24 protein-coding genes are annotated in these 26,198 nt (G+C 72.8%); 9 read left to right on the top strand and 15 right to left on the bottom strand.

All coding sequences use genetic code 11. The features are described from left to right. Positions 1–75: 75 nt before the first annotated feature. The 3 genes from B0I31_RS35315 to B0I31_RS35305 all read right to left on the bottom strand — a co-directional run bounded on the left by B0I31_RS35315 (position 76) and on the right by B0I31_RS35305 (position 3,178). The gene (locus B0I31_RS35315; RefSeq protein ID WP_106619793.1) at positions 76–1,293 is read right to left on the bottom strand and encodes an SGNH/GDSL hydrolase family protein; all 1,218 of its coding nucleotides are present in this window, start codon (positions 1,291–1,293) and stop codon (positions 76–78) included. Positions 1,294–1,489: 196 nt separating this feature from the next. Next, positions 1,490–2,629, bottom strand: coding sequence for a glycosyltransferase (locus B0I31_RS35310; protein WP_106619746.1), 1,140 nt, complete (start codon positions 2,627–2,629; stop codon positions 1,490–1,492). Between the two features lie 78 nt (positions 2,630–2,707). Then, a complete protein-coding gene (locus tag B0I31_RS35305; RefSeq protein WP_106619745.1) occupies positions 2,708–3,178 on the bottom strand; it encodes a MarR family winged helix-turn-helix transcriptional regulator in 471 nt (156 codons plus the stop codon). Between the two features lie 74 nt (positions 3,179–3,252). Between B0I31_RS35305 and B0I31_RS35300 the strand changes: the two genes are divergently transcribed. Both B0I31_RS35300 and B0I31_RS35295 read left to right on the top strand, forming a co-directional pair. Then, positions 3,253–5,268 carry an MMPL family transporter gene (locus tag B0I31_RS35300; RefSeq protein WP_106619744.1) on the top strand — a complete coding sequence of 672 codons (2,016 nt, stop codon included), beginning with the start codon at positions 3,253–3,255 and terminating at the stop codon, positions 5,266–5,268. A 249-nt stretch (positions 5,269–5,517) separates the two neighbouring features. Further along, on the top strand, positions 5,518–7,392 hold the full coding sequence (locus B0I31_RS35295; protein ID WP_219910954.1) for a hypothetical protein: 1,875 nt from the start codon (positions 5,518–5,520) through the stop codon (positions 7,390–7,392). A gap of 135 nt (positions 7,393–7,527) precedes the next feature. Here B0I31_RS35295 and ilvD read toward each other — a convergent pair whose 3' ends face one another. From ilvD to B0I31_RS35275, 4 genes are all read right to left on the bottom strand, one after another. Next, positions 7,528–9,225, bottom strand: a complete 1,698-nt coding sequence (gene ilvD / locus B0I31_RS35290; protein ID WP_106619743.1) for a dihydroxy-acid dehydratase — start codon at positions 9,223–9,225, stop codon at positions 7,528–7,530. A 75-nt stretch (positions 9,226–9,300) separates the two neighbouring features. Further along, a complete protein-coding gene (locus tag B0I31_RS35285; RefSeq protein ID WP_106619742.1) occupies positions 9,301–10,029 on the bottom strand; it encodes a hypothetical protein in 729 nt (242 codons plus the stop codon). Between the two features lie 88 nt (positions 10,030–10,117). Further along, the gene (locus B0I31_RS35280; RefSeq protein WP_106619741.1) at positions 10,118–11,494 is read right to left on the bottom strand and encodes a GntP family permease; all 1,377 of its coding nucleotides are present in this window, start codon (positions 11,492–11,494) and stop codon (positions 10,118–10,120) included. 37 nt (positions 11,495–11,531) lie between these two features. Beyond that, positions 11,532–12,071, bottom strand: a complete 540-nt coding sequence (locus B0I31_RS35275) for a gluconokinase (RefSeq protein ID WP_106619740.1) — start codon at positions 12,069–12,071, stop codon at positions 11,532–11,534. A gap of 111 nt (positions 12,072–12,182) precedes the next feature. Here B0I31_RS35275 and B0I31_RS35270 point away from each other — a divergent pair, with 111 nt between their 5' ends. Together B0I31_RS35270 and B0I31_RS35265 are read left to right on the top strand one after the other, a co-directional pair. Further along, the gene (locus tag B0I31_RS35270) at positions 12,183–12,923 is read left to right on the top strand and encodes a FadR/GntR family transcriptional regulator (RefSeq protein ID WP_106619739.1); all 741 of its coding nucleotides are present in this window, start codon (positions 12,183–12,185) and stop codon (positions 12,921–12,923) included. Between the two features lie 98 nt (positions 12,924–13,021). Further along, on the top strand, positions 13,022–14,047 hold the full coding sequence (locus B0I31_RS35265) for a hypothetical protein (RefSeq protein ID WP_146174071.1): 1,026 nt from the start codon (positions 13,022–13,024) through the stop codon (positions 14,045–14,047). An 8-nt stretch (positions 14,048–14,055) separates the two neighbouring features. On the opposite strand, the gene dacB is transcribed toward B0I31_RS35265, so the two are convergent. After that, positions 14,056–15,606 (bottom strand): D-alanyl-D-alanine carboxypeptidase/D-alanyl-D-alanine endopeptidase, encoded by a 1,551-nt coding sequence (dacB, locus tag B0I31_RS35260; RefSeq protein ID WP_106619737.1) that lies wholly within the window; start codon positions 15,604–15,606, stop codon positions 14,056–14,058. 51 nt (positions 15,607–15,657) lie between these two features. Here dacB and B0I31_RS35255 point away from each other — a divergent pair, with 51 nt between their 5' ends. Further along, entirely contained in the window at positions 15,658–15,837 is a 180-nt protein-coding gene (locus tag B0I31_RS35255) for an SAM-dependent methyltransferase (protein ID WP_106619791.1), read from the top strand. A gap of 157 nt (positions 15,838–15,994) precedes the next feature. Beyond that, positions 15,995–16,411: a cold-shock protein gene (locus B0I31_RS35250; RefSeq protein ID WP_106619790.1), complete on the top strand. Its 417-nt coding sequence runs from the start codon at positions 15,995–15,997 to the stop codon at positions 16,409–16,411. 44 nt (positions 16,412–16,455) lie between these two features. Here the strand turns inward: B0I31_RS35250 and B0I31_RS35245 are convergent, their stop codons facing one another. Both B0I31_RS35245 and B0I31_RS35240 read right to left on the bottom strand, forming a co-directional pair. Continuing rightward, on the bottom strand, positions 16,456–17,610 hold the full coding sequence (locus B0I31_RS35245; RefSeq protein WP_106619736.1) for a sensor histidine kinase: 1,155 nt from the start codon (positions 17,608–17,610) through the stop codon (positions 16,456–16,458). Beyond that, on the bottom strand, positions 17,610–18,263 hold the full coding sequence (locus tag B0I31_RS35240; RefSeq protein ID WP_106619789.1) for a response regulator transcription factor: 654 nt from the start codon (positions 18,261–18,263) through the stop codon (positions 17,610–17,612). The genes B0I31_RS35245 and B0I31_RS35240 overlap by 1 nt, the downstream gene beginning before the upstream one ends. A gap of 129 nt (positions 18,264–18,392) precedes the next feature. Between B0I31_RS35240 and B0I31_RS35235 the strand changes: the two genes are divergently transcribed. Continuing rightward, the gene (locus tag B0I31_RS35235; RefSeq protein ID WP_106619735.1) at positions 18,393–19,787 is read left to right on the top strand and encodes a S41 family peptidase; all 1,395 of its coding nucleotides are present in this window, start codon (positions 18,393–18,395) and stop codon (positions 19,785–19,787) included. 37 nt (positions 19,788–19,824) lie between these two features. Here B0I31_RS35235 and B0I31_RS35230 read toward each other — a convergent pair whose 3' ends face one another. Continuing rightward, complete coding sequence (locus B0I31_RS35230; protein ID WP_106619734.1) at positions 19,825–20,718, bottom strand: LysR family transcriptional regulator; 894 nt, start codon at positions 20,716–20,718, stop codon at positions 19,825–19,827. 75 nt (positions 20,719–20,793) lie between these two features. Here B0I31_RS35230 and B0I31_RS35225 point away from each other — a divergent pair, with 75 nt between their 5' ends. Beyond that, positions 20,794–21,840: an alpha/beta fold hydrolase gene (locus tag B0I31_RS35225; RefSeq protein WP_106619733.1), complete on the top strand. Its 1,047-nt coding sequence runs from the start codon at positions 20,794–20,796 to the stop codon at positions 21,838–21,840. A gap of 3 nt (positions 21,841–21,843) precedes the next feature. Here the strand turns inward: B0I31_RS35225 and B0I31_RS35220 are convergent, their stop codons facing one another. The 4 genes from B0I31_RS35220 to B0I31_RS40970 all read right to left on the bottom strand — a co-directional run bounded on the left by B0I31_RS35220 (position 21,844) and on the right by B0I31_RS40970 (position 25,764). After that, positions 21,844–22,095 carry a putative antibiotic biosynthesis monooxygenase gene (locus B0I31_RS35220; RefSeq protein WP_106619732.1) on the bottom strand — a complete coding sequence of 84 codons (252 nt, stop codon included), beginning with the start codon at positions 22,093–22,095 and terminating at the stop codon, positions 21,844–21,846. A gap of 90 nt (positions 22,096–22,185) precedes the next feature. Further along, on the bottom strand, positions 22,186–23,289 hold the full coding sequence (locus tag B0I31_RS35215) for a glycosyltransferase family 4 protein (protein WP_106619788.1): 1,104 nt from the start codon (positions 23,287–23,289) through the stop codon (positions 22,186–22,188). Positions 23,290–23,294: 5 nt separating this feature from the next. Further along, positions 23,295–25,439, bottom strand: coding sequence for an amylo-alpha-1,6-glucosidase (locus B0I31_RS35210; protein ID WP_106619731.1), 2,145 nt, complete (start codon positions 25,437–25,439; stop codon positions 23,295–23,297). A 172-nt stretch (positions 25,440–25,611) separates the two neighbouring features. Beyond that, a complete protein-coding gene (locus tag B0I31_RS40970) occupies positions 25,612–25,764 on the bottom strand; it encodes a hypothetical protein (protein ID WP_181320700.1) in 153 nt (50 codons plus the stop codon). Here B0I31_RS40970 and B0I31_RS35205 point away from each other — a divergent pair. Beyond that, positions 25,763–26,128, top strand: coding sequence for a DUF1330 domain-containing protein (locus B0I31_RS35205; protein ID WP_106619787.1), 366 nt, complete (start codon positions 25,763–25,765; stop codon positions 26,126–26,128). The two genes, B0I31_RS40970 and B0I31_RS35205, sit on opposite strands and share 2 nt — an antisense overlap. Positions 26,129–26,198: the final 70 nt, after the last annotated feature.

Genomic DNA, 26,198 nt, shown 5'->3' with positions numbered 1-26,198 from the left:
CCGATCGTGCCCTTCGGGAGCCGTGCTGTCCGGGGCGTTCGCCGACAGCGCACCCGCCCCGGACAGCGGTGCGGGTCAGCGGTCGAGCAGCATCGCCAGGTCGACCGCGTTCGCCATGGCTTCCGTGCCCGCGTCGTTCGGGTGCAGGTGGTCGCCGCTGTCGTAGGCCGGGTTCAACGTGGCCGGGTCGCCGGGCACGGCGGTCGCGGCGGCGAAGTCGACCACGCCGTCGAACTCGCCGGACGTGCGGATCCAGTCGTTGAGCGTCCGCCAGGTCGCCTCGCGCTCCTCGGTCCAGATGAACGACCCCTTGAACGGCAGGATCGTGCCGCCGTAGACCTTCACGCCCTTGGCGCGCGCCTGCGCGATCACCGCGCGGTGCCCGGCGATCAGGTCCTCGGCCGACGCGCTGTAGCCGATGTCGTTGACCGCCTCCAGCAGGATCATCGCCTTGACGCCGGTCTGCGACAGCACGTCGCGCTGCACCCGGGTCACGCCCGCCACGCCCCAGAACGGCTCGTCGCGGTCGGCGATGAGGCGGTTGCCGCCCAGGCCCGCGTTCACCACGGACAGCGTGCGGCCCGGCACCGCGTTCAGCCGCCTGGCCAGGAAGTCCGGCCAGCGGCGGTTGGCGTTGCCGGTGGTGTTGGCGGTGTCGGTGATCGAGTCGCCGAACGCCACCACCGTGCCCGCGACCCGCTTGGCGGGTGCGACGTCGACGCCGTTGACGACCATCCAGCACGGGGTGTCCTGGAACCCGCCGGACAGCACGCCGGTCCGGTCACCGGCGGCCAGGTAGTTGCCCTGCGCGGTGAACGGGTGGTTGGTCAGCGGACCGGTGGCCTCCGGCACGTACGCGCTCACCAGCAGCGTGGACAGCGCCTTGACGTCCAGCCGGACCGGGTCGCTGAACAGCTCCCGGCCGGGCGGCACCGTGACGGACCGCCTGCCCTGGAACGTCAACGTGCGCACCGTGCCGGGCACCGCCGCGTCACCCGAGGCCTGCACCGCGACCGTCGCCCGACCCACCCGCAGCGGCGTGCCGCCGAACGCGTTGGTCAGCCGCACCCGCACCGACTCGCCGCCCGCGCTGAGGAACACCACGTTGCGCACGGTCTGGTCGCGCAGCCCCTCGCCCGCCGGGCAGTCGCTCCACGGGATCTCGCTGCCCACCACGGGACTCGCCGCCCAGCCGGCCACCCAGGGCTTGCCGTGCGCGGTCGCGGTCGGCTGCGTCACCGCCGTCGCCACGAGCGCGGCGATCACGGCCAGTGTCCCCACGTGTCTTGCCATGAAGGTCTCCCAACGCCAGTCGTCTTTGGTGGCGTCGCCGACGTTGGCAGTGGTCAAATTAACCGGTCAAGCACGCCACGACGAGCGGCGCGATAGTTGCGCTGAGTGGCCTGTGCTTACGCGTTAAGCAACGGTGCGGGGGCGCACCGCCTGACCGCGACCCCGGGTGGCACGGTCAGCCGGTGCGCGCGGGTGTTCAGGCGTAGTCGGGCAGGGTGCGGGCCACGTCGTGCGGCGACGGCATGGCGGCCACCTCGTCGGCGATCGCGCGCGCCGCGCCCCGCACGGCCTCGTCGGCGAGCAGGTGCCGCGCCCGGTCGGTGATCGCCTCGGCCGTCACGTCCTCGCCGAGCAACCGGTCGCCCAGCCCGGCCTCGGCCACCGCCTCGGCGTTGCCGAACTGGTCGGCGCCCTGCGGCAGGACCAGCTGCGGCACGCCCGCGCCGAACGTGCCCAGCGTCGTGCCGCTGCCGCCGTGGTGCACGACGAGGTCCACGTGCGGCAGCAGGTCGGCCTGCGGTACCCACTCCAGCACCGCGACGTTGTCCGGCAGCCCGCCGATCGCGTCGGCGTCGATGGTGGGCCCGGCGGCCACGAGCACCCTGGCGTCCACCGCGGCCAGGCCGTCGATGGCCGTGCGCAGCACACCCACCTCGCCGAACGCCGTGCCCAGCGTCAGGTACACCAGCGGTTCCCGGTGGTCGAGCACCCACTGCGGCAGCTCGCCCGGCTCGGCGAACGGCACCGGCCGCAGCGGGATCCGGTCCACCGCCTCGGCCAGGAACGCCGGCTCCTGCACGGACGGCGGGCAGATGTCCAGGTACGGGTTGCCCAACGCCATCACGTCGCCCTCGGGCAGTTCGACGCCGAGGTCCGCGGCGACCTCCCGCAGGTGAGCCTGCACGACGTCGGCGAGTTCGTGGCTCCGCAACACTCGCCCGAACGAGTGGCACAGGGCGGGTACGCCGGCGATCTTCGCGGCCAGGCCCGCGCCGGGGTTGCCGAACTCGTGCACGACCAGGTCGGGCTTGCGGTCGGCGATGACCGGCGCCACGTCCGCGGCGAAGCGGCGCGGCAGCACCGAGCCGAAGACGTAGGAGATGAGCTCGGGGGAGACGTCTTGCGCCCGCTGCGGGTCGGCACCCGCCTCCGCGGCCGCCGCGCGCAAGTCCAGGCCGCCGGTGACGTGCTCGATGCCGTGCGGGGTCAAGGCGTTCGCGAACGCCTCGCTCGTGACGTAGGTGACGTCGTGGCCCTGCTCGCGAGCGGCGATCGCGAGCGGCAGCAAGGGATACGTGTGTCCGTGTGAGCCGAGGCTCGAGAAGAGGATTCGCACTGGTTCGAGCGTAGCGAGATTTTTTCTACGACGGGTGAATTTCGTCCGTTCAGGGCGTTTCCGGCGACGAGGCGAAGATCACTCCGGGCGGGCGGGCGACGCCAGGCCCGCCCGCACGGACACGGTGGCGTCGATGCTCGCGCTCAGGAACCGGGCGATGACCTCCTTGTCGGCGTCGCTGAACTGCTCCCACGCCCGGGTGAACGCGCCGTCGAGCGGTTGGAAGAAGCCTCGGCCCAGCTCCAGCGCCTTGTCCGACGTGCGCAGCTCGACCTTGCGCCGGTCGTGCGGGTTGCGCGCGCGTTCGACGTGCCCGGACGCCTCCAGCCGGTCGAGCACGGACGTGGTCGCGGACGCGCTCAGGTGCAGTGCCTCGGCCAGCCTGGAGGGCGACATCGGCTCGCCGCTCCACCGCGCGTCCATGATCACCGCGAGGGCGTTGAGGTCCGTGCGGTGCATCCGCTGCTTCTCGCCGAACAGCTCCACGAAGCGGTCGGTTTCGACCGTGAGCTGCCGGAGCAACCTGACCAGGGCCGAGTTGTCGGCCATGCGCCCTCCCGTTATTCTTTCGACGGCCGAACTATTGGACCGTCGAACCAAGTGACCTCGGAGGTCATTCTCCCGTGCACGCGACCCGCTCCCGCACCCGCTGGTTGTTGCCCGCCCTCGTGGCGGTCGCGTGGCTCGCGCTCGGCGGCTTCTCCGGCCCGTTCGCGGGCAAGCTGAGCGAGGTCGCGGTCAACGACAGCACCGCGTTCCTGCCCGCGTCGGCCGAGGCGACGGAGGTGTCCGAGCAGGTCAAGGCGTTCGGTGAGGCGCGCGGCCTGCCCGCGGTCGTGGTGGCCGAACGCGCCTCCGGCCTCACCCCCGCAGACCGTGAGTACCTGGGCGGCCGGGGGTTCGCCGGCGAGGCGTCACCGGTGATCCCGTCGCCGCGCGACGACCAGGCCGCGCAGGTCGTCATCGCGGTCGACCCGGCCGACCCGGCGGGCGCGGTGGAGGCCATCCGGGCGAAGGTGGCCGACCCGCCGGACGGGCTCACCGTGCTGGTGACCGGTCCGGCCGCGCAGGTCGCCGACCTGAAGGAGGCGTTCAGCGGCATCGACGGCCTGCTGCTCCTGGTCGCCGGCGCGGTGGTGGCGCTGATCCTCGTGCTGGTCTACCGCAGCCCGCTGCTGCCGCTGGTGGTGCTGCTGTCCGGGGTGTTCGCGCTCGGCCTGGCCAGCCTCGCCGTGTACCTGCTCGCGGACGCCGACGTCATCGACCTCAACGGCCAGAGCCAGGGCATCCTGTTCATCCTGGTGTTCGGCGCGGCCACGGACTACGCGTTGCTGCTGGTGTCGCGGTTCCGGGAGGAGCTGCGCGACACCGAGGACCGCTACCAGGCGATGCGGGTGGCGTGGCGGGCCACGATCGAGCCGATCGCCGCGTCCGCGGGCACGGTCGTGCTCGGCGTGCTGTGCCTGCTGTTCAGCGACCTCAACTCCAACAAGGGCCTCGGGCCGGTGGCCGCGATCGGGATCGGCGCGGCGCTGCTGGCCTCGGTGACGTTCCTGCCCGCGGTGCTCGTGCTGCTCGGCCGGTCGGCGTTCTGGCCGCTGCGCCCGAAGCTCGGCTCGCCGCACCCGGAGGCGAGCGGGCTGTGGGCGCGGGTGGCCGGGCTGATCTCCGCCCGGCCGCGGGCCACGTGGGTGCTGACCACGCTGGTGCTGCTGGTGGGCGTGGCGTTCGTGCCACAGCTCAAGGCGTCCGGCACGGCCCAGTCGGACGTGTTCCTCACCGAGGTCGACTCGGTGGCCGGGCAGGAGGTGCTGTCCCGGCACTTCCCCGGCGGCAGCGGCGCGCCGACCGTCGTGCTCGCGCGTGCCGGGCAGGCGGAGGCGGTGGCCGGGGCGGCGGACGTGGAGGGCGTGTCGGAGGTGCGGCCGGCGGGTGAGGCGTCGGGGCTGGTGCGGCTGGACGTCGTGCTGGAGGACCCGGCGGACTCCGAGGCGGCGCTGGCGACCGTGCAACGCCTGCGTGACGCCGTGCGGGCGGTGCCGGACGCCGAGGCCAAGGTCGGCGGGCCCACCGCCACCCAGCTGGACACCCAGACCACGTCCGAGCGCGACCGGCTGGTGATCATCCCGATCGTGCTGCTGGTGATCTTCCTGGTGCTGGCGCTGCTGCTGCGGTCGCTGCTGGCGCCGTTGCTGCTGATCGCCACGGTGGTGCTGTCGTTCGCCGCGACCATGGGCGTGGCGGCGCTGGTGTTCAACGGGATCTTCGGCTTCCCGGGCGCCGACCCGGTGGTGCCGCTGTTCGGGTTCGTGTTCCTGGTGGCGTTGGGGATCGACTACAACATCTTCCTGATGACGCGGGTGCGCGAGGAGTCCGGGGCGCTGGGCACGCGGGCCGGGGTGCTGCGCGGGTTGACCATCACGGGCGGGGTGATCACGTCGGCGGGGGTGGTGCTCGCGGCGACGTTCTCGGCGTTGGCGGTGCTGCCCATCCTGTTCCTGGCGCAGATCGCGTTCATCGTGGCGTTCGGCGTGGTGCTGGACACGTTCGTGGTCCGGTCGTTGCTGGTGCCGGCGCTGGGGGTGGACGTGGGCAGGCGCATCTGGTGGCCGTCGCGCCTGGCCCGGGGGAAGGACTGAGCCGGGGGTCGTGGGCGGGTACGGGTTCGGCGAGGCGTCTGTGGATCCACGATCAGTGACCAGCACACCGCGCAGCGGAATCCCGCCCGCTCTTCCCGGTCGGACCGGTCCGAAATAGTGGTTTCCGGGCATGGCGCCGGGCCCGATCGTGAAGTAGAAATAGCCAACTCCACACCGCCAACGCCTGACCTCGCCTAACCTGAGAGAGCGCTCTCACGTTCGGTGGTCGGCGTCACTACCCTCAGAGGCATGTCAATGACGATCATGCGCCACGCCAGACGTGAGAGCGCTCCCGCGAGGCTGCGCCGGGTGTTCGTGCTCGGTCTCGCCCTGGCCGCCGCCGCCACGGCCGCGGCACCGGCCGTGAGTGCCGACCCGCCCCGGCGCACGCAGGACCTCGGCGTGAACGTGACGGTGTTCGACCCGTCCATGCCGGTCGCCGAGATCCAGGCCGCGCTCGACGCCACGCACGCCGCCCAGGTCGACAACGAGATGGGCACCCAGCGGTACGCGTACCTGTTCAAGCCGGGGCAGTACGGCACCGCCGAGCAGCCGCTGCAGCTCAAGGTCGGCTACTACACCGAGATCGCCGGCCTCGGCGCCTCGCCCACCGACGTGGTGATCAACGGCAAGGTCGAGGTCTACAACCGCTGCCTGACCGAGGGCGGCACGGCCAACTGCCTGGCGCTGGTGAACTTCTGGCGCACCCTCGGCAACCTGACGATCAACATCGACGGCAAGGGCCAGGACGGCTGCCGTGCCGGCGCCAACTTCTGGGCCGTCTCGCAGGCCGTGTCGCTGCGCCGGCTCAACGTCACCAGCGGCACGTTCACGCTGATGGACTACTGCACCGCCGGCCCGCAGTACGCCAGCGGCGGTTTCATCGCCGACTCGCGGCTGCCGTCCGTCGTCAACGGCTCGCAGCAGCAGTGGCTGACCCGCAACAGCGAGCTGGGCAGCTGGTCGAACGGCGTGTGGAACCAGGTGTTCTCCGGTGTCTCGGGCGCTCCCGACGACGCGGCGTTCCCGAACCCGCCGTACACCACGCTCGACACCACCCCGGTGAGCCGCGAGAAGCCGTACCTGTTCGTCGACGACAAGGGCCGATACAACGTCCGGGTTCCGTCCGCGCGGAAGAACACCAGCGGCGTGTCGTGGGCGAACGGCCAGACGCCGGGCCGCACCATCCCGCTGTCCGACTTCTTCGTCGCCAAGCCCGGTGACTCGGTGCGCGACATCAACAACCAGCTCGCCCGCGGCAAGCACCTGCTGCTCACCCCGGGCGTGTACGACATCGCCCGCAGCATCGAGGTCAAGCGCCGCGACACCGTGGTCCTCGGCATCGGGCACGCCACGCTGACCGCCGTGAACGGCTCGACCCCGCTGGACATCGCGGACGCGCCCGGCATCGTCGTCGCCGGCGTCACGGTCGACGCGGGTACCGAGCTGTCCCCGGTGCTGGTGCGCGTGGGCAAGAAGCACGGCGACCGGCCGAGCGACCCGGGCAACCCCACCACGCTGTCGGACGTGTACTTCCGCGTCGGCGGGCCGCACGTGGGCAAGACCGACACCGCGCTGGAGGTCAACAGCGACCACGTGCTCATCGACCACACCTGGGTGTGGCGTGCCGACCACGGCGTCGAGGGCTTCACCGACACCCAGCGCTGGAACACCAACACCGGCCTCACCGGCGTGGTCGTCAACGGTGACGACGTGACCGCGACCGGCCTGTTCGTGGAGCACTTCCAGCGGCACAACACCGTCTGGAACGGCGAGCGCGGCACCGTCGTGCTGTACCAGAACGAGCTGCCCTACGACCCGCCGACGCAGGCGGACTGGATGAAGGGAGACGTCGAGGGCTGGGCCGGCTACAAGGTCGGCGACCACGTGCGCACGCACACCCTGCACGGTGGTGGCGTGTACGTGTTCAACCAGAACAACCCGCAGATCCACACCGAGAACGGCTTCGAGGTGCCCGTGACGCCGGGCGTGAAGCTGCACCACATCATGACCGTCAACCTCAGCGCGGGCGTGATCGACCACGTCGTCAACGGCGTGGGCGACGCGGCCGACATGACCAAGATCGGTGTTCCGGTCTACATCACGGAGTACCCCGCACCTTAAGAGCGCCCCGAAGCGGCGCCCGACCCCGACGCGAGGGGGCCGGGCGCCGTTCGCTTGTCCGCGGGCCGTGCCGCCGCGGTGCGTCCTGCGGGCGGTGGCGCCCGACCTCGTCTCCCGAGGCCGGGCGCCGTTCGCCTATCCGCAGACCGCGCCGCCCGAGGCCGAGCCGACGAGCTTGGCGTACTTCGCCAGCACGCCGCGCTCGTAGCGGGCGGGCAGCGGTGCCCAGCCCTCGCGGCGGGCGGCCAGTTCGGCCGGGTCCACGCCCAGGTCCAGCGTGCCGTTGGCGACGTCGAGCGTGATCGGGTCACCGTCGCGGACGAACGCGATCGGACCGCCGTCCACCGCCTCCGGCGCGACGTGGCCGACGCACAGGCCGGTCGTGCCGCCGGAGAACCGGCCATCGGTGAGCAGCAGGACGTCCTTGCCCAGCCCCGCGCCCTTGATCGCCGCGGTGATGGCGAGCATCTCCCGCATGCCCGGCCCGCCCTTGGGGCCTTCGTAGCGGATGACGACCACGTCGCCCGCGGTGATCGTGCCGTCCTCCAGCGCGTCCATCGCCGCGCGCTCGCGGTCGAACACGCGGGCGGTGCCGGTGAACACGTCGGAGTCGAAACCGGCGGACTTCACCACCGCGCCGTCCGGCGCGAGCGAGCCGCGCAGGATCGTGATGCCGCCGGTGCGGTGGATCGGCTCGTTCATCGCCCGCAGCACCGTGCCGTCCGGGTCCGGGGGCGCGATGTCGGCCAGGTTCTCGGCGACCGTGCGGCCGGTGACGGTCAGGCAGTCGCCGTGCAGCAGGCCCGCGTCCAGCAGCGCCTTCATCACCACGGGCACGCCGCCGATGCGGTCGACGTCGGTCATCACGTGCCTGCCGAACGGCTTGACGTCGGCCAGGTGCGGCACCTTCGCGCCGATCCGGGTGAAGTCGTCCAGGCTCAGCTCGACCTCGGCCTCGTGCGCGATGGCCAGCAGGTGCAGCACGGCGTTGGTGGACCCGCCGAACGCCATCACCACGGCGATCGCGTTCTCGAACGCCTCCCGCGTCATGATCTGCCGCGCGGTGATCCCCTTGCGGAGCATCTCCACCACGGCCTGGCCGGACTTGCGGGCGAACCCGTCGCGCCGCCGGTCGGTGGCGGGCGGCGCCGCGCTGCCCGGCAGGGACATGCCCAGCGCCTCGGCCGCGCTCGCCATCGTGTTCGCCGTGTACATGCCGCCGCACGCACCCTCGCCGGGGCAGATGGCGCGTTCGATCAGGTCGACGTCCTCGCGGCTCATCAGACCCCGGGCGCACGCCCCGACCGCCTCGAACGCGTCGATGATCGTCACCTCGCGCTCGCTGCCGTCCGTCAGCGTGACCCGGCCGGGCAGGATCGAGCCCGCGTAGAGGAACACGCTGGCCAGGTCGAGCCGTGCGGCGGCCATGAGCATGCCGGGCAGCGACTTGTCGCAGCCCGCGAGCAGCACGGACCCGTCCAGCCGCTCGGCCTGCATGACCGTCTCCACGCTGTCGGCGATGACCTCGCGCGACACCAGGGAGAAGTGCATGCCCTCGTGGCCCATCGAGATGCCGTCCGACACCGAGATCGTGCCGAACTCCAGCGGGTAGCCGCCGGCCGCGTGCACGCCGTCCTTGCTCGCCTTCGCGAGCCGGTCCAGCGGCAGGTTGCACGGCGTGATCTCGTTCCACGACGAGGCGACGCCGATCTGGGGCTTGACCCAGTCGTCGTCACCCATCCCGACCGCCCGCAGCATCCCGCGCGCAGCGGTCCTCTCCAGGCCGTCGGTGACGTCGCGACTGCGCGGCTTGATGTCCGGGGTCTCGTTCATGGTTCGAAACCTAACGTCCCGGCGCCGGCGACGCACCGGCGACCGGCTGGAGCGGTCCCGGGGCCGGGTCGCCCGTCACAGCTCGGTGTAGCTCTTCAGCCCGACCAGGGTGGTGAGCCTCATCGAGTTCGCGCCGGCGGGGGAGGGCAGGCCGAACTTCCGGTCCACCAACCGGTCCAGGCCGCCGCAGCCGCGGGCCGCGGGCACGGCGAACGCGGTGTCCTCGATGGTGAACCCGAGCACCGGCGGGTCGGCGGAGATCCGGTCGGGCCCGCTGGTCCTGACCGGGCGGAACACGACCGGGTCGGTGTCGTCGCCGATCGCGCAAGTGTCCGGCACGAGGCCGTTGAGCAGTCGCAGCTTCAGGTGCTGCACGCCCATCCGGTCGCCATCGGAGAGGAAGTCGGCGAATCCGGCGTACTCGATCCGCAGGTCCGCGCGCAGCAGCGGGTGGTTCCCGGGAACGCCGAGCAGGCCACCCGGCACGGGGGCGGGCTCGGCCCGCAGCGCGCCGAAGACCTGCGCGAACTTCCCGTCCAGCTGCCCTTCGGCGAACGTCAGCCGCAGGGCACCGGTGTCCTGCTCGGCCCGGTTGCCGAACTTGATCGTGCCGCTGGACACCAGCACCTCGCAGCGCCACCGCGCGGGGTCGGCACCGGCGGGGATCGCGGGGCAGTCGGCGAAGTCGAACGCGGGCACCGGCGAGGGCTGCGCGGCGGCCTGCTGGGGCAGCGCCGCGGCGAGCCCGATCATCGCGGTGCTCGCCAGTGCCGCGACGGCGGCGCGGCGGGAGGTTCTCGTCATGCCGCAGAGCCTTCCGCCCCGCGCCGCGTTCATGATCCGGTGGATCCCCGGGATCGACCCCGGCCGGACCCCGAGGACCCGGCCGGGGTCACCCGAGCAGGAACAGCACGCCCGCCAGCCCGAAGCCCATCAGGCTGATCGTGGTCTCCATGACCGTCCACGTCATCAACGTGGTCCGCACGTCCATCCCCATCAGGTTGCCGACCAGCCAGAAGCCGGAGTCGTTGACGTGGCTCGCGATCACCGACCCGGCCGCCAGCGCGAGCACGATCGCGGCCAGCTCGACCGCGCTGAACCCGCCCGCCTGCACGACCGGCTGCACCAGGCCCGCCGCGGTGGTCAGCGCGACCGTGGCCGAACCCTGCGCCACCCGCAGCGCGGCGGCGATGACGAACCCGGCCACGAACACCGGCAGGCCGAGGTCGGCCAGCCCGTCCGACAGCGCGTCGCCGATACCGCCTGCCCGCAGCACCGCGCCGAACATGCCGCCCGCGCCGGTGATCAGGATGACCGCGCACACCGGCGCGAGGGCCGAGTCGACCAGCTTCTCGATCACCTCCTTGCGCTGCCCGAGGACGAAGGAGGCGACGAGCACGGCCACCAGCAGCGCCACCGGTGTGGAGCCGAGCGCGCGGGCGATCTGGAACCAGGTCGCCTCGCCGTCGACCCACCCGGCGGCACGGGCCGCGTCCAGCCCGGTGTTGGTGAAGATCATGACCAGCGGGAGCAGCAGGAGCGCGACGACGGTGCCCGGGCTCGGCGGGTCCTCCCGGTCCTCCGCCTGCGGGCCGCCGCTGAGCAGCGTCGGCACGGGCAGCACGAGCTGCTTGCCCACCGACAGCCCGAACAGGTAGCTGGTCACGTACCAGGTGGGGATGGCGATCAGCAGGCCGAACGCGATCACCAGGCCGACGTCCGCGCCCAGCAGCTCGGTCGCCGCGACGGGACCGGGGTGGGGCGGGACGAACACGTGCATCACCGAGAACGCGCCCGCGGCGGGCAGGCCGTAGCGCAGCACGCCGCCGCCCAGCCGCCGGGCCACCGCGAACACGATCGGCAGCATCACGACCAGGCCCGCGTCGAAGAAGATGGGGAAGCCGAAGACCAGCGAGCTGACGCCGAGCGCGAGCGGTGCGCGCCGCTCGCCGAACCGGCGGATCAGCGCGTCGGTCAACGACTGCGCGCCGCCGCTGACCTCCACGAGCCTGCCGAGGATCGCGCCGAGGCCGACCAGCAGCGCGACGCTGCCGAGCGTGGTGCCGAACCCGCCGATGAGGGTGGGCACCACCGAGTCCGCCGGGATGCGCGCGGCGAACGCGGTGAGCAGGCTGATGACCACCAGCGCCAGGAACGCGTGCACCCGCAGGTACATGATGAGGAACAGCAGGAGGGCGATCGCGCCACCGGCGATGCCGAGCAGGGCGCCCGCGCCGAGGGTCTGGACCCAGTCGTCGTTGGTGGTCATCGGCAGCTCCGTTGCTTTCGAGGTGTCCGCGTGGGTGTCAGGGGGTGGCCGGGTTCCCGACGGGCAGGTCGAGCCGGGTCACGGCGTGCTCGGCGATCAGCTCGGGCGGGTCCGCCACGCCGACCGCGGCGCCGTCCTCGTCGGGCCGCAGCGGTTCGAGCGCGTCGAACTGCGACCGGAGCAGGGACGGCGGCATGAAGTGGCCGGACCGGTGCCGCAGCCGGTCGCCGATCACGTCGGCGGTGCCGTCCAGGTGCAGGAAGCGGACCCGCGCGCCCGCCTCGCGCAGCACGTCCCGGTAAGTGCGCTTGAGCGCCGAGCACGTGACGACCGTGCTCTCGCCCGCCGCGGCACGTGCGGTGATCCAGTCGCGGATCGCGGCCAGCCAGGGCGCCCGGTCGGCGTCGGTGAGCGGTGTGCCCGCGGACATCTTCGCGATGTTCGCGGGCGGGTGGAACTCGTCGGCCTCGGCCAGCGGCCAGGCGAGCCGGTCGGCCAGTGCCCGGGCCACCGTGCTCTTGCCCGCTCCGGACACGCCCATCACGACCACGCAGGTCGGTTCGGCGCTCGTGGTCATGGGTGACACCTCTCGGCTGCGACGACGAGACGATCAAAAGTAGTACCTTTGGCGGCGAAAGGTATCACCTTTGCTGCGGCTGAGGAAGGCCCGCCGGGATACGCTGCTGCCGTGCCGGTACAACGTCGGGAGAGCGGTCCGGGCGGCGACGCCCTGCACGCCTCCGTGCTCGACACCCTGGGGCTGCGGATCACCAGCGGAGACCTCGCGGAAGGTCGGGTCCTGACGCTCGACGGCATCCAGGAGCAGTTCGGGGTGTCCCGGACCGTCGCCCGCGAAACCATGCGGGTGCTGGAGTCGATGGGCCTGGTGACGTCCCGGCGGCGGGTCGGCATCACCGTGCAGCCCCAGTCGTCCTGGCAGGTCTACGACCCGCGGCTGATCTGGTGGCGGCTGGCCGGCCCGCACCGCGACGCCCAGCTGCGCGCGCTCACCGAACTGCGGATCGCGGTCGAGCCGGTGGCGGCGGCGCGGGCCGCGTGGAACGCGTCGGCGAGGGAACGCGACCGCCTGCTCGACCTCGCCGGCCGGATGCGGCGGCTCGGTGAGGCCGGTGAGCTGGAGGAGTTCCTCGAGCTGGACGTCGCCTTCCACGCGCTGCTGCTGGAATCGGGTGGCAACGAGATGTTCGCCGCGCTCCGAGAGGTGGTGGCGGTGGTGCTGCGCGGGCGGACGAGCCTGGGGCTGATGCCCGAGAAGCCCGTGCGCAGCGCGTTGGACCTGCACGAGGAGGTGGCGCGAGCGATCGCGTCCCGGCACCCCGAGGCTGCCGAACTGGCCATGCGCGCGCTGGTCACCGAGGTGCGCGACGCGGTGGTGCCCATCGACGGGCCTCACGTCGCGCCGCGGTGAGCCCGGCGCGCGGTCACCGCCCACGTCGCCGTTGATCTGGAGGAACGCGCGGCACCCGTTCGCCGTCGAAGGCGCGAATGGACGAACGGGGAGGCACCGTGAACTACCCACAGCAACCGCCGAGCGGTCAGGACCCGTACGGGCAACCGGGCCAGTACGGTCAGCCGGGCCAGCCCGGCCAGTACGGTCAGCCGGGCCAGTACGACGGCTACCAGTACGGCGGTTTCGCCCAGCAGCCACCGTTCGCCCCGCAGCCGCCTCCCGCGCCGAAGAAGCGGACCGGCGTGATCGTGGGCGCGGTGGTGGCGGTCGTGCTGGTGCTGGGCGGTCTCGCGTTCACCGGGTTCGTCCAGCCCGGGTTCTTCATGGGCGCGGCGGACCCCACGACCACCACCACCGCGCCACCGAGCACCACGTCCTCGACGTCGGCGAAGGGCGGTGACGCCGAGGAGCTGGTCAAGTCGCTGGTGGCCGGTTTGGACTCGCAGGACGCCGCCGCCCTCGAGAAGCTGAAGTGCGCGGGCGCGAAGTCGGTCGTGGACAGCGCCATCGAGGACGTGTCGTCGCTGAAGACGGCCGAGCTGGTCGACACGGTGGAGGTGTCCGAGACCAAGGTCGAGGCGGTCGTGGAGGTCACCACCACCAAGTCGCGCACCTCGAAGGTCGAGGCGACGGTCGTCCGCAAGGACGGCGACTGGTGCTGGCAGGACATCGCGCGGGCCGAGGGCGAGCCGACGACCAGCGGGCGGCCGTCGCCGACCGGGACCACCCCGACCACCGACCGCGAACCCACCGCCGGTGGCAAGCCCGTCGACCCGAAGGCGCTGGACGCCATGCGGTCCTTCCTGGACAGCGTGAACGCCGGTGACGCGGCGGCCGCCACCGGGCTGCTGTGCGCGGACAGCATCCAGAAGGCGGCGGACGTGGAGAAGCTGGTGGGGTACGACCCGGAGCTGGCCATCGACCCGGCGATGGACGGCCGCACCACGGGCGAGGACTCCGTCCAGCTCTACCTCAAGGGCACGGCCAAGGGGCAGAAGCTGGAGGGCTACTCCACGAACCTCTGGGTGACCAGCTACGAGGGCCCGTGGTGCGTGCACGCGTTCCGGGCGGTCGTCATCTGATCGCGGGTTCAGCAGGACTTGGTCCAACTGCACTCCCACCGCGGGTCCGGGGCCTGCTCCGGCGCGACCCGGACCGCGGGTGGGGTCGCGCCGCCCCGGTGGCCGGCCAGCCGCACCGCGACGGCGTCCTCGAACGGCTTCGCCGACGTGAGGGTGTCGTTGCTGATCATGGCGAACACCAGCGGGGTGCCGTCGGCGGTGGTCACGTAGCCGGAGAGGGCGCTGACCCCGGTCAGGGTGCCGGTCTTGGCCCGCACGTTGCCCTCGGCCGGGGTGCCGCGCATCCGGTTGCGCAGGGTGCCGCCGACCATCCGGTCGCTCTTCCCGGCCACGGGCAGCGAGTCGTACCAGGGCTGGAACCACGGCTCGTGCCGGACCGCGAGCAGCAGCGCGGCGAGCTGGTCCGGGGACACCTGGTCCATCCTGGACAGACCGGAACCGTCCCGCAGCGACAGCGCCGCCGCGTCCACGCCCCACTCGCCGAGCTCGGCCGTCATCGCGCGCAGGCCCGCCTGCCAGCTGCCCTCGCCGAACACGGCCCGGCCCGCGGTCTTCACCAGGATCTCGGCGTGCATGTTGTTGCTGAGCTTCATGAACGGCACCACCAGTTGCGACAGCGGCATCGACAGGTGTTCGCCGAGGACCCGGGCGTCGGCCGGGGTCGTGCCGGTGGCCGTGCCGCCGAGCACCCGCACGCCGTGGCGGGTGAGCGCGTCGTGGAACAGGGACGTGACCAGCCCGGTGGGCTCCCAGACCGTGCTCCACTCGCTCTCCGCGGCACCGCCGGCGGGGACGCTGCCGCGCACATCGATCACGTTGGTGCCGTGCCGCCGTTCGACGGTCACGCTCGACGCCGAGCCGGGCGCGCCGGTGACGGCGGAGTTGGCGATCGTGACGTAGTCGGTGGGCGGGTCGGTGGTCACGGTGGCCGGCTGGCCCGCGGTGCCGGGCGCGACCCGGACGATGACGGTCCCGGCGTCGTAGTCGGTGTCGGGTGAGACGGTCAGCGCCGAGATCTGGGCGTTGTAGTAGTACGGCTCGTCGTCCCACGCCCAGCCGGTGCCCAGGCGCACCGGGTCGAACCAGCTGTCGTCGGCGACGAGCCTGCCGCGGACCAGCTTGACGCCGCTCCGCGCGACCTCCGCGGCCAGCGCGTCGTAGTCGGCGGCGAGCACGGTCGGGTCGCCGGTGCCGCGCAGGTGCAGGTCACCGGTCAGGACACCGGCGCGCAGCCGGCCGCTCGCGGCGGCGGTGGTGCGGAACCGGTGGTCGGGGCCGAGCAGTTCGAGCGCCGCGGCGGAGCTGATCAGCTTGGCGTTGGACGCCGGTTGGCCGCGCCGGTCGCCGTCCCGGGAGAACACGACGGCGCCCGTCCCGGCGTGGCGGACCACGAGCCCGACGTCCGCGCCGTCGAGCGCCGGGCTGGTGATGATCGCGTCGAGGTCGCGGCTGAGCGCGTCGTCGGCCTGCGCGGACGCGGGTGTGGCCAGGTCGGCGGCCGGTACCGCGGCGAGCGCGACCGCGGCGAGGACGAGCGCGAACGACCGTGATCTGGGCATGGGAGCTCCTCCTGGACGCCGACGTTGGTCAAGGATTGTCCACGTGTGGAGATGGCGTGTGAAGATCCGACAGCAGGTGGCACCCGTGCGGACGAAGGGCCGCTCGCGAGCCTGGAACTGCTCGAGCCGGGTGTCGTCTACCTGACCGAGTGGCGGCCGGAGCCCGGTGACGAGGACCCGGACCCGAAGCGGATGTCGACGTTCGCCGCCGTGGGTCACAAGACCGGCTGATCGCGGACCGGGCCGGGCGCGGCGGTGGCGTGCCCGGCCCGCGACCGGACCCCGGCCGGGTGCCGTCGAGGGCACGATTCGCGCGATCGCGTTCGGGATAGGATCGTGGTGACGTCGTCACGGGTGTGGCGCGTGCTGTTGGTAAGGGGTTGCGGTGGTGGTGAAGGGCAAGGTCGTCAGGTTCGACGAGGTGCGCGGGTACGGGTTCGTGTCACCCGAGGAGGGTGGCGAGGACGTCTTCATCCACGTCAACGACATCGACTTCGACAAGCGGCTGATGGCGCCGGGCGCCTTGGTCGAGTTCCTGGTGGAGATGGGCGATCGCGGCCCGAAGGCCTCCCGGGTGAGCCTGGTGCGGGAAGCGTCGGTGCGCTCGGGGGCGTCGTCCTACCACTCGGGTGACGATGTCAACGGCAACGACATGTTCTGCGAGGTCGTGTCGACCAAGAGGTACCTGCAGGAGGTCACCGAGACGCTGCTCGCCGCGGCGCCCGGGATGACGGCCGAGCAGATCCTCAACGTGCGCAAGAACCTCGTCGGCATGGCGCGCAAGTACAACTGGATCGAGGACTAGGGCCGGGGGTCCACTCCGGACCGGACCGGGTACGACGTGCAGGCTCACGTCGTGAACGCGACCGTGACGGCAAGCCCGCCGTCCGGCCTGGCCGTCACGTCGACCGCCGCGTCGTGCGCGGTGGCGATGGCCTGCACGATCGACAGCCCCAAGCCCACGCCGTGCCCCGTCCGGGCGGGCCCGAGCCGGTGGAACGGCTGGAGGATGCGCCGCACCTCGTCCGGCGGCACGACGGGGCCGGAGTTGGTCACGGTCAGCACGCCGGACGCGCACGTCACCTCGACCCACCCGGCGGGCACGTTGTGCCGGATCGCGTTGTCCACCAGGTTCACGACCAGGCGCTCGGCCAGCGCGCGGTGCCCGGAGACCACGCACGGCTCGACCGCCACCCGCAGCCGCACGTCCGGCGCGCGGCGGACGTCGACCACCTCGGTGACCACCTCGCCGAGGTCGAACGGGTGGCGCACGTCGATGCCGGCGTGACCCCGGGCGAGGGTGAGCATGGCCTCGATCAACCGTTCCTGCTGCACGCCCGCCGCGAGCACCCGCTCGTGCGCCGCGCGCAGTGACGCCGTGGTCGCGTCCGGGTCGTCCAGCGCCACCTGCCCGATCGCCCGCTGGCGGGCCAGCGGGGTGCGCAGCTCGTGCGAGGCGTTCGCGACGAACCGGCGCTGCGCCTGGAACGACGCCTCCAACCGGCCGAGCAGCTCGTCGAACGTGTCGCCCAGCTCCTTGAGCTCGTCCTCGGGCCCGGTCAGGGCGAGGCGCCGGTGCAGGTTGGTCGCCGAGATCTGCCGCGCCGCCGCGGTGATCGTGCGCAGCCTGCGCAGCACGCGGCCCGCCACCCACCAGCCCAGCGCGAGCGCGAGCACCATCGTCAGGCCGAGCGCGACCACCGACTGGACCAGCAGCTGGCGCAGCACGTCCTGCCGCTGCTCGGTCAGCGCCTCCTCGGCCTGCGCGACGATCCGCGCCGCCATGCTGCCGGGCGGCGGCAGGAGCGGCTTGTCCGGCGGACCCGGCTCGACCGGCGCGCCGGGGTACCGGAACAGCGTCACGTCGTCCATCGGCGTCACGGCGTGCCGCACGAGGAAGAACGTGACCGTCAGCAGCCCCGCGCCGCAGAGCAGGAAGAGCCCGCCGTACAGCAGGGTGAGCCGCAGCCGCACGGTGCGGCGCGGCAGTGCGCGCCGCCCCATCAGACGCGGTACCCGCTGCGGGCCACGGTCTCGACCACCGGCGGGTCGCCGAGCTTGGCCCGCAGCCTGCTGACGGTGATCTTCACCGCGTTGGTGAACGGGTCGGCCGCCTCGTCCCACACCCGTTCCAGCAGCTCCTCCGCCGACACCGCCCGCCCCGCCGCGGCCAGCAGCACCTCCAGCACCCCGAACTCCTTCGGCGCGAGGTCCAGCGGCCGGTCGCCGCGCGAGGCACGGCGCCGCGCGGTGTCCACCACCAGGTCACCGTGCCGCAGCACGGGTGGCACGGCCGGGTGCGCCCGCCGCGCCAGCGCCCCGATCCGCGCCACCAGGGCCCGGAAGTCGAACGGCTTGGGCAGGTAGTCGTCGGCGCCGAGGCCGAGCCCGTCGACCAGGTCGTCGGTGGTGGCCGCCGCGGTCAGCATCAGGATCCGGCCGCGGCAGCCGGCCGCGACCAGCGCCGCGCACACGTCGTCGCCGTGCGTCCCGGGCAGGTCCCGGTCGAGCACGATCACGTCGTAGTCGGTGCCCAGCGCCCGTTCCAGGCCATCGGTCCCGTCGAACGCCACGTCGACGGCCAGGTGCGCGCGCCGCAGCCCGGCCGCCACCGTGAGCGCCATTTCCTCGTCGTCCTCGACCACCAGCACCCGCACGCGCACCAGTATCGGCGGCCACCGGTTTCGCCGAGGTCTCATCGGGACCGAAACCCCGCCGAAACCGCTCCTCCCGTAGAACTCGCCCTCACCAGAACCCGGAAACAGGCGACACCAAGGGGATTTCTCGTGACACTCAGATGGCGCCCGCTCGCCACCGCGGCCGCGCTGCTCGCCGTGACCGCCGCGCTCGTCGGCACGGGGGTCGGCACCTCCTCCGCGGGACCCGAACGGCCGGCGGCCTGTGCCCGGCCCACCCCGGAACAGCCGCCTCCCACGCCGAAACCGGCCACGTTCACCACCGTCGGCCAGGCGTACTACTGCATCTTCGACAACTACTACAGCGGGCCGGTGCTCGACAGCCGCTCCCTGCTGGTGCCCGCCTTCGCCGCGATCACCCAGGAGTTGCAGCGCCGCGGCCTCGACCGGGCCGACGCCACGCTCCCGGCGCTGACCGGGCGCAAGGACGCCGACTGGTCCGCGTTCGGCAAGGTCTACCGGCGGATCGCGGACGCGCTGCCGGACGACGACGCCCGCGCCGCCATCGCCGCGGCCGCGGTCCAGGCCATGGTCGACGCACTGGACGACAACCACGCCCGGTGGATGACCAGGTTCACGCCGAACCTGTACGGGCTGGACCTGTCGGTGACCGTGGGTCCCGGTGACGTCGACCCGGTGGCCGCCGAACCCGCCCACGTCAACCGGATCCTCGCCAACGGCCCGGCCGACGCCGCCGGTCTGGAGCTGGGTGACGAGGTGCTGGCGATCAACGACGTGCCGGTGTTCGTGAACGGGATCCTCAACACGGCCGTGCTGTCCTGGCTCACCGAAGGCCGTGTCGGCTCGACCGTGCGGCTCACCGTGCGCCGCCCGGTCACCGGTGAGACGTTCACCGCCACCGTGACCGCCGCGCAGGTCCCGTCCCAGCGGCCGAGCGTCGTGTCCCGGCTCGTGGACGGGAACATCGCCTACGTGACGCTGCCCGGCTTCGCGCCGCCGCTGGCCGACCAGGTGCTCGCGGCCATCGCCGACCTGCGTGCGGGCACCGCGCTGCGCGGCGTGGTCCTGGACCTGCGGGGCAACGGCGGCGGAAGCCCGGAGGCGGTCGCCAAGCTGCTCGGCGCGCTCGCGCACGGCAAGGTCACCAGCTACTGGTGCGATGTCCGCGACCGCTGCACGCCCAACCGCACCGACGACTCCGTCGCGCTGCTGAACCTGCCGTTCGTCGCGCTCACCGACCGGCGTTGCGCGTCGGCGTGCGACTCGTTCACCAGCGCGGTGAAGGACCTCAAGCTCGGCACGCTGGTCGGCACGCGCACCGCGGGCGCGGTGTCCGGGCCGGGGCAGCCGTACCTGCTGGACAACGGCACCGTTCTGGGGCTGCCCAAGCACCACGAGATCGCCGCGAACAAGGAGGTGGTGAACACCATCGGCGTCGCGCCGGACCACCACGTCCCGACGACGGCGGCCGACTTGTCCGCCGGTCGGGACCCGGCGTTGGACAAGGCGGTCTCACTGCTGTGACTACGCGGTGGCCGGGCCTCGAACGGCCCGGCCACCGTCAGCGGACCCGGGTGAGGTCGCGCGCCAGGGCGGTGAAGTTCGCGGCGACCGCGGAACGGCCCTTCACCGGCAACGCGATCGCCAGGTCGACCAGCCGCACGACGGGGCTCAGCGACAGGAACGCGACCTCCGGCCGCGGCTGCGCGGCGGACGACCCGGGCACGATGCCCACCCCGCAGCCCGCCGCCACCAAGCCGACGATGGTCGGCATCTGCACCGCCTCCTGCGCGACCCGCGGGGTGAACCCGCCGCGGCGGCACAGCGCGGTGATCTCGTCGTACAGGCCGGGGCCGAGGTGGCGCGGGAACAGCACGAACGGCTCACCGGCCAGCGACCGGACGTGCACGCGCCGCCGCCGGGCCAACCGGTGGTCGTCCGGGACCACGGCGACCAGCGGCTCGCGCGACACCGGCACCAGCTCCAGGTCGTCGGCCGGGCCGGGCAGCGGCGGGCGGAGCAGGCCGACGTCCAACTCCGCCGTGCGCAGCTGCTCGACCTGCAGCATCGTCGGCAGCACGGAGAAGGACAGGGTGACGGCCGGGTAGCGCGCCCGGAACTCGCGGATGATCAGCGGCAACGGGTGCAGGACCGACGAGCCGACCATGCCGATCGCCAGCGAGCCCTCCTCGCCCCGACCCGCCGCACGCGCCCGGCGGACCGCCGCGTCCACCTTGGACAGCACCTCGCGCGCGTCGGCGACGAACGCCGCACCCGCCTCGGTCAGGTCGACGTTCCTGGTGTCGCGGTGGAACAGCGTCACGCCCAGCTCGGTCTCCAGCGCCTTCACGGCCTGGCTCAACGGCGGCTGCGCGATGCCCAGCGCGGCGGCGGCCCGGCCGAAGTGCAGGTGGTCGGCGACCGCGACGGCGGCGCGCAGGTGCTTGAGATCCATATCAGCCCCGAATCAATCACCGCGGATCACGTGCACGATCAGACTAGGTGGCCGGTGCGGCGGCATCCTGGCCGCATGCTGAAGACCATCCTCACGCTCGCCCTGGCCGCGTCGATCGCACCGGCGCCGCCCGCGGAGCAGGTGGTGCGCAAGGACTGGAAGGTGCGTGGCGAGGCCGGGTACCTGGGCGTCCGCGAGGTGCGCCCGGACCGGGCGGCGCGCGGCCGGCCGGTGGTGCTGCTGCACGGCGCGCGGGTGCCCGGCGTCGCGTCGTTCGACCTGCCCGTGCCCGGCGGGTCGCTGGCGGCGGACCTCGCGAGGCAGGGCCACCGGGTGTTCGTCGTGGACGCGCGTGGCTACGGCGCCTCCGACCGTCCGCCCGCCCTCGACGCCCCACCATCGGCCAACCCGCCCGCGGTGACGGGGGAGCAGGTGGTGCGCGACATCGCGTCGGTGGTGGACTGGCTGCGCGCGACGACCCGCCACCACCGGGTCGACCTCGTCGGCTGGGCGACCGGCGGGCACTGGGCCGCCTGGTACGCGAGCGAGCACGCGGGCCGGGTCGAGCACCTGGTGGTGCTCAACAGCCTGTACGGCGCGATCGACGGCCACCCGGTGCTCGGCCGCGGCTCGGTCTACGAGGACCCGGCGCGGCCCGGCGAGTTCGACGACGCGCGGCACGGCGCGTACCGGCTCTCGACCGGGCCGGGCCTGCTCGGCGGCTGGGATTCCGGCATCCCGGTGGACGACAAGTCGCGGTGGCGCGACCCCCGCGTGGCGGCGGCCTACGTCGAGCACGCCTTGGCCGGCGACCCGACGTCGGCCGACCGCGAGCCGCCGAGCTTCCGCGCGCCGACCGGCGCGATGAAGGACAGCTTCCACCTCGCGACCGGCCGCCGGCTGTGGCACGCGGGGACGATCACCGCCCGGACGCTGGTCCTGCGCGGCGCGCTCGACTTCTGGTCACGGGAGGGCGACGTGACCACTCTGGTCGCCGACCTGCGGCGGGCGGAGGACGTGCGGGCGGTGCACCTGGACGGCGCGACCCACTTCGCCCACCTGGACCGGGCCGGGCACGGCCGCGACCGGCTCCTCGACGAGGTGCTGCGCTGGCTCCGGTAGCCCTCACGACCTCCGCGTGAGCAGGCGGGCGCGGAGCCGTTGCAGCGGCGGCATGAGCCCGTAGATGACGATCGGCACCGCGATCGTCGCCAGGACCAGGGTTCTCAGCACGGTCGGGGTGCCGTCGAGGAGGTCGCCGAGCAGCAGTTGCAGCGCGGTGAGCGTGGGGAAGACGGCCAGCCAGATCATCAGGGCCAGGTGGTGCCGGGGCGGCGGCCCCGGCCGGGCCGCCGCCGTCGCGTTGTTCTCGGTCATGGCACCAGGTTCGGCCGGCCGGGGCCGGATCGACAACTCTTGTTGCTGTTTCCGGGACGGCCGAGGGTGTCCGCCCCGGCGAACAGCTCCTCAAGCGCCGCGCTCGGACACCGTCCGCGGCCGGACCGGGTTCGGCGGCCGCATGGTCGGCAGGTTCGCGGCCGCGTGCCGGGCGGTCACCGCGCGGTAGACCTCCTCGTACCGGGCGGCCATCAGGGCGACGTCGAAGCGGCGGGCCGCCTCGGCCCGGCACCGGTCCGGCGACAGCTCGTCGACCCGGCGCAACGCGGCGACCAGCGACGCGTGGTCGTCGCACACGAAACCGGTCTCACCGTGCGCGACCACCTCCGGCACCGAACCGCGGCGGCAGGCGACCACCGGCGTGCCGCACGCCATCGCCTCGACCATCACCATCCCGAACGGCTCGTCCCAGCGGATCGGGAACAGCAGGCACTTCGCGGCGGCCAGCAGTTCGAGCTTCTCCTCCCGGCCCACCTCGCCGAGCCACTCGACGTCGGGGCCGAGCAGCGGCTTGACCACCTGGTCGAAGTACTCGTGCTCCTCCGGCTGGCGGCACTTGGCCGCGATGCGCAGCGGGAGACCGGCGTCGGCCGCGGCGGCGACCGCCTCGGGGATGCCCTTGCACGCCGCGGCACGGCCGAGGAACAGCGCGAAGTCCTGCTTGTCCCGCCGGAACGGGAAGCTGTCGACGGGGATGGCGTTGTGCACGGTGCCCGCCCAGTCGAGGTCCGGCGCCTGCCGTCGTTGCGCGTCCGAGATGGCCACGAGGTGCACGCTGTCGCTCAGCCGCCGGTAGTACCGACCGTGGTCGCCGATCACGGGCAGGTGCGCGGTGACGACGGTCGGCGTCGGACGGCCGCGGGCCAGCAGCGGTCCGGCGAAGCTGTGGTCGTGCACCACGTCCACGTCCAGCTCGGCCAGGATGGCGGGCAGCGCGGCGGCGTGCACCACGTCCGGCACGCTCTGCCCCACCCGGTCCGGCTCGGCGTGGTCGGCCGTGGCCCGGAACTCGGCGGTCGTGCCGTTGTGGCCGACACCGACCAGGACGACGTGGTTGCCGCGCGCCACCAACCGGTCCACCAGGTCGGCGCACATCGACTCGATGCCGCCGTACGCGGCGGGCGGCACCTCGAACCAAGGCGGCGCGATCATCGCGATGCGCAACGGTTCCACCGGGCTCACCCCCTGTCCAGGCCCGGGTGCACGCCCACCGGCGCCCGGACCAGCTCGACGTCGTCGGGCAGGCCGTGCACCCGGACGTCGGCACCGTCGACCTCCAGGCCGACCCTGGTGCCGAGCATCGGTATGCCGTCCAGGGCCAGCGGCTCGAACGACTCGGGCAGCACGGGGTCCAGCCACACCTTGCGGCGCGGCGCGTACGGCTCCACCCGCAGCAGCACGCGCAGCAGGTGCACGGGAGTGGCCGACGCCCACGCCTGCGGCGAGCACGACGTCGGGTACGGGATCGGGTCCGCGTACTCGGCCCGGTCGAAGCCGCACAGCAGCTCGGGCAGCCTCCCGCCGAACGCCTCGGCCGCTTCGAGGACCGCGGTCGCCACCCGCTGCGCCTGCTCCACGAAGCCGTACCGCATGAGCCCGTGCACGATGATGGCGTTGTCGTGCGGCCACACCGAACCGTTGTGGTAGCTCATCGGGTTGTACGCGCCCATGTCGGAGGCGAGCGTCCGCACGCCCCACCCGGTGAACATCTCCGGCGAGAGCAGGGACTCGACGACCCGCTCGGCCTTGTCCTCGTCCACGACACCGCTCCACAGGCAGTGCCCGATGTTCGACGTGAGCGCGTCCACGGGCTGCTTGTCGCCGTCCAGCGCGATGGCGTAGTAACCGCGGTCGGCCAGCCAGAAGCGCTCGTTGAACCGCTCCTTGAACAGCTCCGCGCGGTCGCGCCAGCGCCGGGCGCCGTCCCGGTCCTCGAAGTCCTCGCAGATGCAGGCCCGCGCCAGGTAGGCGTTGTAGACGTAACCCTGGACCTCGCACAGCGCGATCGGCCCGCGCGCGATGCGGCCGTCGGCGAAGTTCACCCCGTCCCACGAGTCCTTCCACCCCTGGTTGACCAGCCCGCGCTCGGTCGCCCGCTGGTACTCCACGAAACCGTCGCCGTCGCGGTCGCCGTAGTGCTCGACCCACTCCAGCGCGCGGTCGACGTGCGGGATCAGCGCCTCGACCTGCTCCCGGTCGATGCCCCAGCGGGACAGCTCGCCCAGGAGCATCACGAACAGCGGGGTGGCGTCCGCGGTGCCGTAGTAGACGTTGCTGCCGCCCAGCGCCAGCGACGCGTCCGCGCCGAACCGCATCTCGTGCAGGATCCGGCCGGGTTCCTCCTCGCTGTTCGGCTCGACCTTCGTGCCCTGGTGGTGGGCGAGGGTCCGGACGGTGCCGAGGGCGAGGCCGGGCTCGATGGGCAGCGACATCAGCGAGGCGAGGATCGAGTCGCGCCCGAACAGCGTCATGAACCAGGGCGCGCCGGCGGCGACCGCGGTGTCCGAAGGGCGGTCCGGGTCGAAGATCCGCAGCGCGCCCAGGTCCTGCCGGCTGCGCAGCAGCGTGGCGGCGAGCGACGGCTTGCCCGAGTACCTCAGCACGGGCGCGGTCTCACGCCACCGGCGGGCCCGCAGCACCGGCTCCGACTCGTCGATCGGGCGTTCGAGCGGGAACATCTCCTCGGTCGCCTGGTCGTCCACGACCGGACGCACGGTCACGCTGGTCGACCACTGGCCCTTGGGCGGGACGACGGCGCGGAAGGTCAATGTGGACGGCGAGTAGTCGGCGCCGTCCGCCGCCACCCGCACGCCCCGGCTCTGGCCGTCCAGCCACCGGGTCAGGCGCAGCTCGTCCGGTTCGACGTCGCAGTGGTGGCGGCCGCGTCGGCGGACCCGGCCCTCCTTGACCTCGAACACGTCGGCGAAGTCCGCCTCGACGTGGACCGAGACGACGTGCGAGGCGGCTTCCCGGCCGAAGTTGCGCAGCGTGATGTCCTCGCGCAGGCCGGAGCCGACGTACCGCTCGCGGCGCACGAGCAGGGTGCTCTCGGCGCTCTGGGCGTGCGACCGGCCACGGCCGACGAACGTCATCCGGAACGGGTCGCGGGTCAGCGTGGTGATGTGCTCGACGGGGGCACCGTCCACTCGCAACGCCCAGCCGGACACGATCCGGGTGTCCTGGAAGAACACGCCCTGGGCGGCGGCGCCGTTCACGTCGCCGTCGCTGCCGCACACGCAGAAGGAAGTGCCGTGGACGAGCGTCACGGTGTCGGGTGACAGCGTGACGGGCTCGCCGTCGTAAGCCCAACCACCCTGGGTCATGCCGCCTCCTCCGCCGGGGGGTTCCGCCCACCGATCAGGTCCACTACGGGTGCCACCCGGCCGGTCCGGCAAACACCACCCATCCCACCGGGGGACGCCGGCGCCCGGGTCCGCATGCGCCGTCGTGAGGCGGGGTAGTCCACGGCGAGTTCGACAACTGCCGCAACGGCGGCTACACCGAGCGCGGGATCGAGGAACTGGACGGGTACGCGGCCGACCGGTGGTGCGTGGAGCCGGAGTACGCGGTCATCACGCTCTGGATCGTGGCGGTACCGGTGGACCCACCGATGCGGATGTGATCACCGGCCGTCATGCTGGTCGGCATGGCTGTGGACCCGCGAGGCGCCGACCTGAAGCGACTGCTGGCCGAGGACCCGGGCGGTCCGGTCGTCATGCTCAACCTGCTGCGGTTCGCCGAAGGCGGGGTGGCGTCGTACGAGGAGTACGCGCGGCACCTGCGCGAGACGTTCCTGCCGCGTTACGGCGCGGAGATCCTCTACGCGGGCACCGGCTCGACCGTGCTGGCCGCCGAGGACGGGCAGAGCTGGGACGCGGTGGTGGTCGTGCGCTACCCCGACCGGGCCGCGTTCAGCCGCATGGTGGCCGATCCGGAGTACCAGCAGGTCACCCACCTGCGCACGGAAGCGCTGAGCGAGGCCGTGCTCCAGGCGACGATCCCGTGGACGTGACGGCTCACGTGCCGCTCGCGCTGGGCAGCCGGTGGCCGCGTACGACGGGTCGTGCCCGAAGTGCCACCGG

This window comes from Saccharothrix carnea, assembly GCF_003014735.1.
In the GTDB taxonomy this organism is placed as follows: Bacteria; Actinomycetota; Actinomycetes; order Mycobacteriales; family Pseudonocardiaceae; genus Actinosynnema; species Actinosynnema carneum.
The sequence above is the reverse complement of the archived record's forward strand: the minus strand, read 5'-3'. Positions and strand labels throughout refer to the sequence as shown.

What these genes read in the sequence shown, in the direction of transcription:
- B0I31_RS40970 (WP_181320700.1), bottom strand. Translation starts at nt 25,764, where the DNA reads ATGCCGACCAGCATGACGGCCGGTGATCACATCCGCATCGGTGGGTCC.
- B0I31_RS35225 (WP_106619733.1), top strand. Translation starts at nt 20,794, where the DNA reads ATGCTGAAGACCATCCTCACGCTCGCCCTGGCCGCGTCGATCGCACCG.
- B0I31_RS35255 (WP_106619791.1), top strand. Translation starts at nt 15,658, where the DNA reads ATGGCGTGTGAAGATCCGACAGCAGGTGGCACCCGTGCGGACGAAGGG.
- B0I31_RS35230 (WP_106619734.1), bottom strand. Translation starts at nt 20,718, where the DNA reads ATGGATCTCAAGCACCTGCGCGCCGCCGTCGCGGTCGCCGACCACCTG.
- B0I31_RS35315 (WP_106619793.1), bottom strand. Translation starts at nt 1,293, where the DNA reads ATGGCAAGACACGTGGGGACACTGGCCGTGATCGCCGCGCTCGTGGCG.
- B0I31_RS35245 (WP_106619736.1), bottom strand. Translation starts at nt 17,610, where the DNA reads ATGGGGCGGCGCGCACTGCCGCGCCGCACCGTGCGGCTGCGGCTCACC.
- B0I31_RS35295 (WP_219910954.1), top strand. Translation starts at nt 5,518, where the DNA reads ATGTCAATGACGATCATGCGCCACGCCAGACGTGAGAGCGCTCCCGCG.
- B0I31_RS35280 (WP_106619741.1), bottom strand. Translation starts at nt 11,494, where the DNA reads ATGACCACCAACGACGACTGGGTCCAGACCCTCGGCGCGGGCGCCCTG.
- B0I31_RS35220 (WP_106619732.1), bottom strand. Translation starts at nt 22,095, where the DNA reads ATGACCGAGAACAACGCGACGGCGGCGGCCCGGCCGGGGCCGCCGCCC.
- B0I31_RS35285 (WP_106619742.1), bottom strand. Translation starts at nt 10,029, where the DNA reads ATGACGAGAACCTCCCGCCGCGCCGCCGTCGCGGCACTGGCGAGCACC.
- dacB (WP_106619737.1), bottom strand. Translation starts at nt 15,606, where the DNA reads ATGCCCAGATCACGGTCGTTCGCGCTCGTCCTCGCCGCGGTCGCGCTC.
- B0I31_RS35275 (WP_106619740.1), bottom strand. Translation starts at nt 12,071, where the DNA reads ATGACCACGAGCGCCGAACCGACCTGCGTGGTCGTGATGGGCGTGTCC.
- B0I31_RS35305 (WP_106619745.1), bottom strand. Translation starts at nt 3,178, where the DNA reads ATGGCCGACAACTCGGCCCTGGTCAGGTTGCTCCGGCAGCTCACGGTC.
- B0I31_RS35205 (WP_106619787.1), top strand. Translation starts at nt 25,763, where the DNA reads ATGGCTGTGGACCCGCGAGGCGCCGACCTGAAGCGACTGCTGGCCGAG.
- B0I31_RS35210 (WP_106619731.1), bottom strand. Translation starts at nt 25,439, where the DNA reads ATGACCCAGGGTGGTTGGGCTTACGACGGCGAGCCCGTCACGCTGTCA.
- ilvD (WP_106619743.1), bottom strand. Translation starts at nt 9,225, where the DNA reads ATGAACGAGACCCCGGACATCAAGCCGCGCAGTCGCGACGTCACCGAC.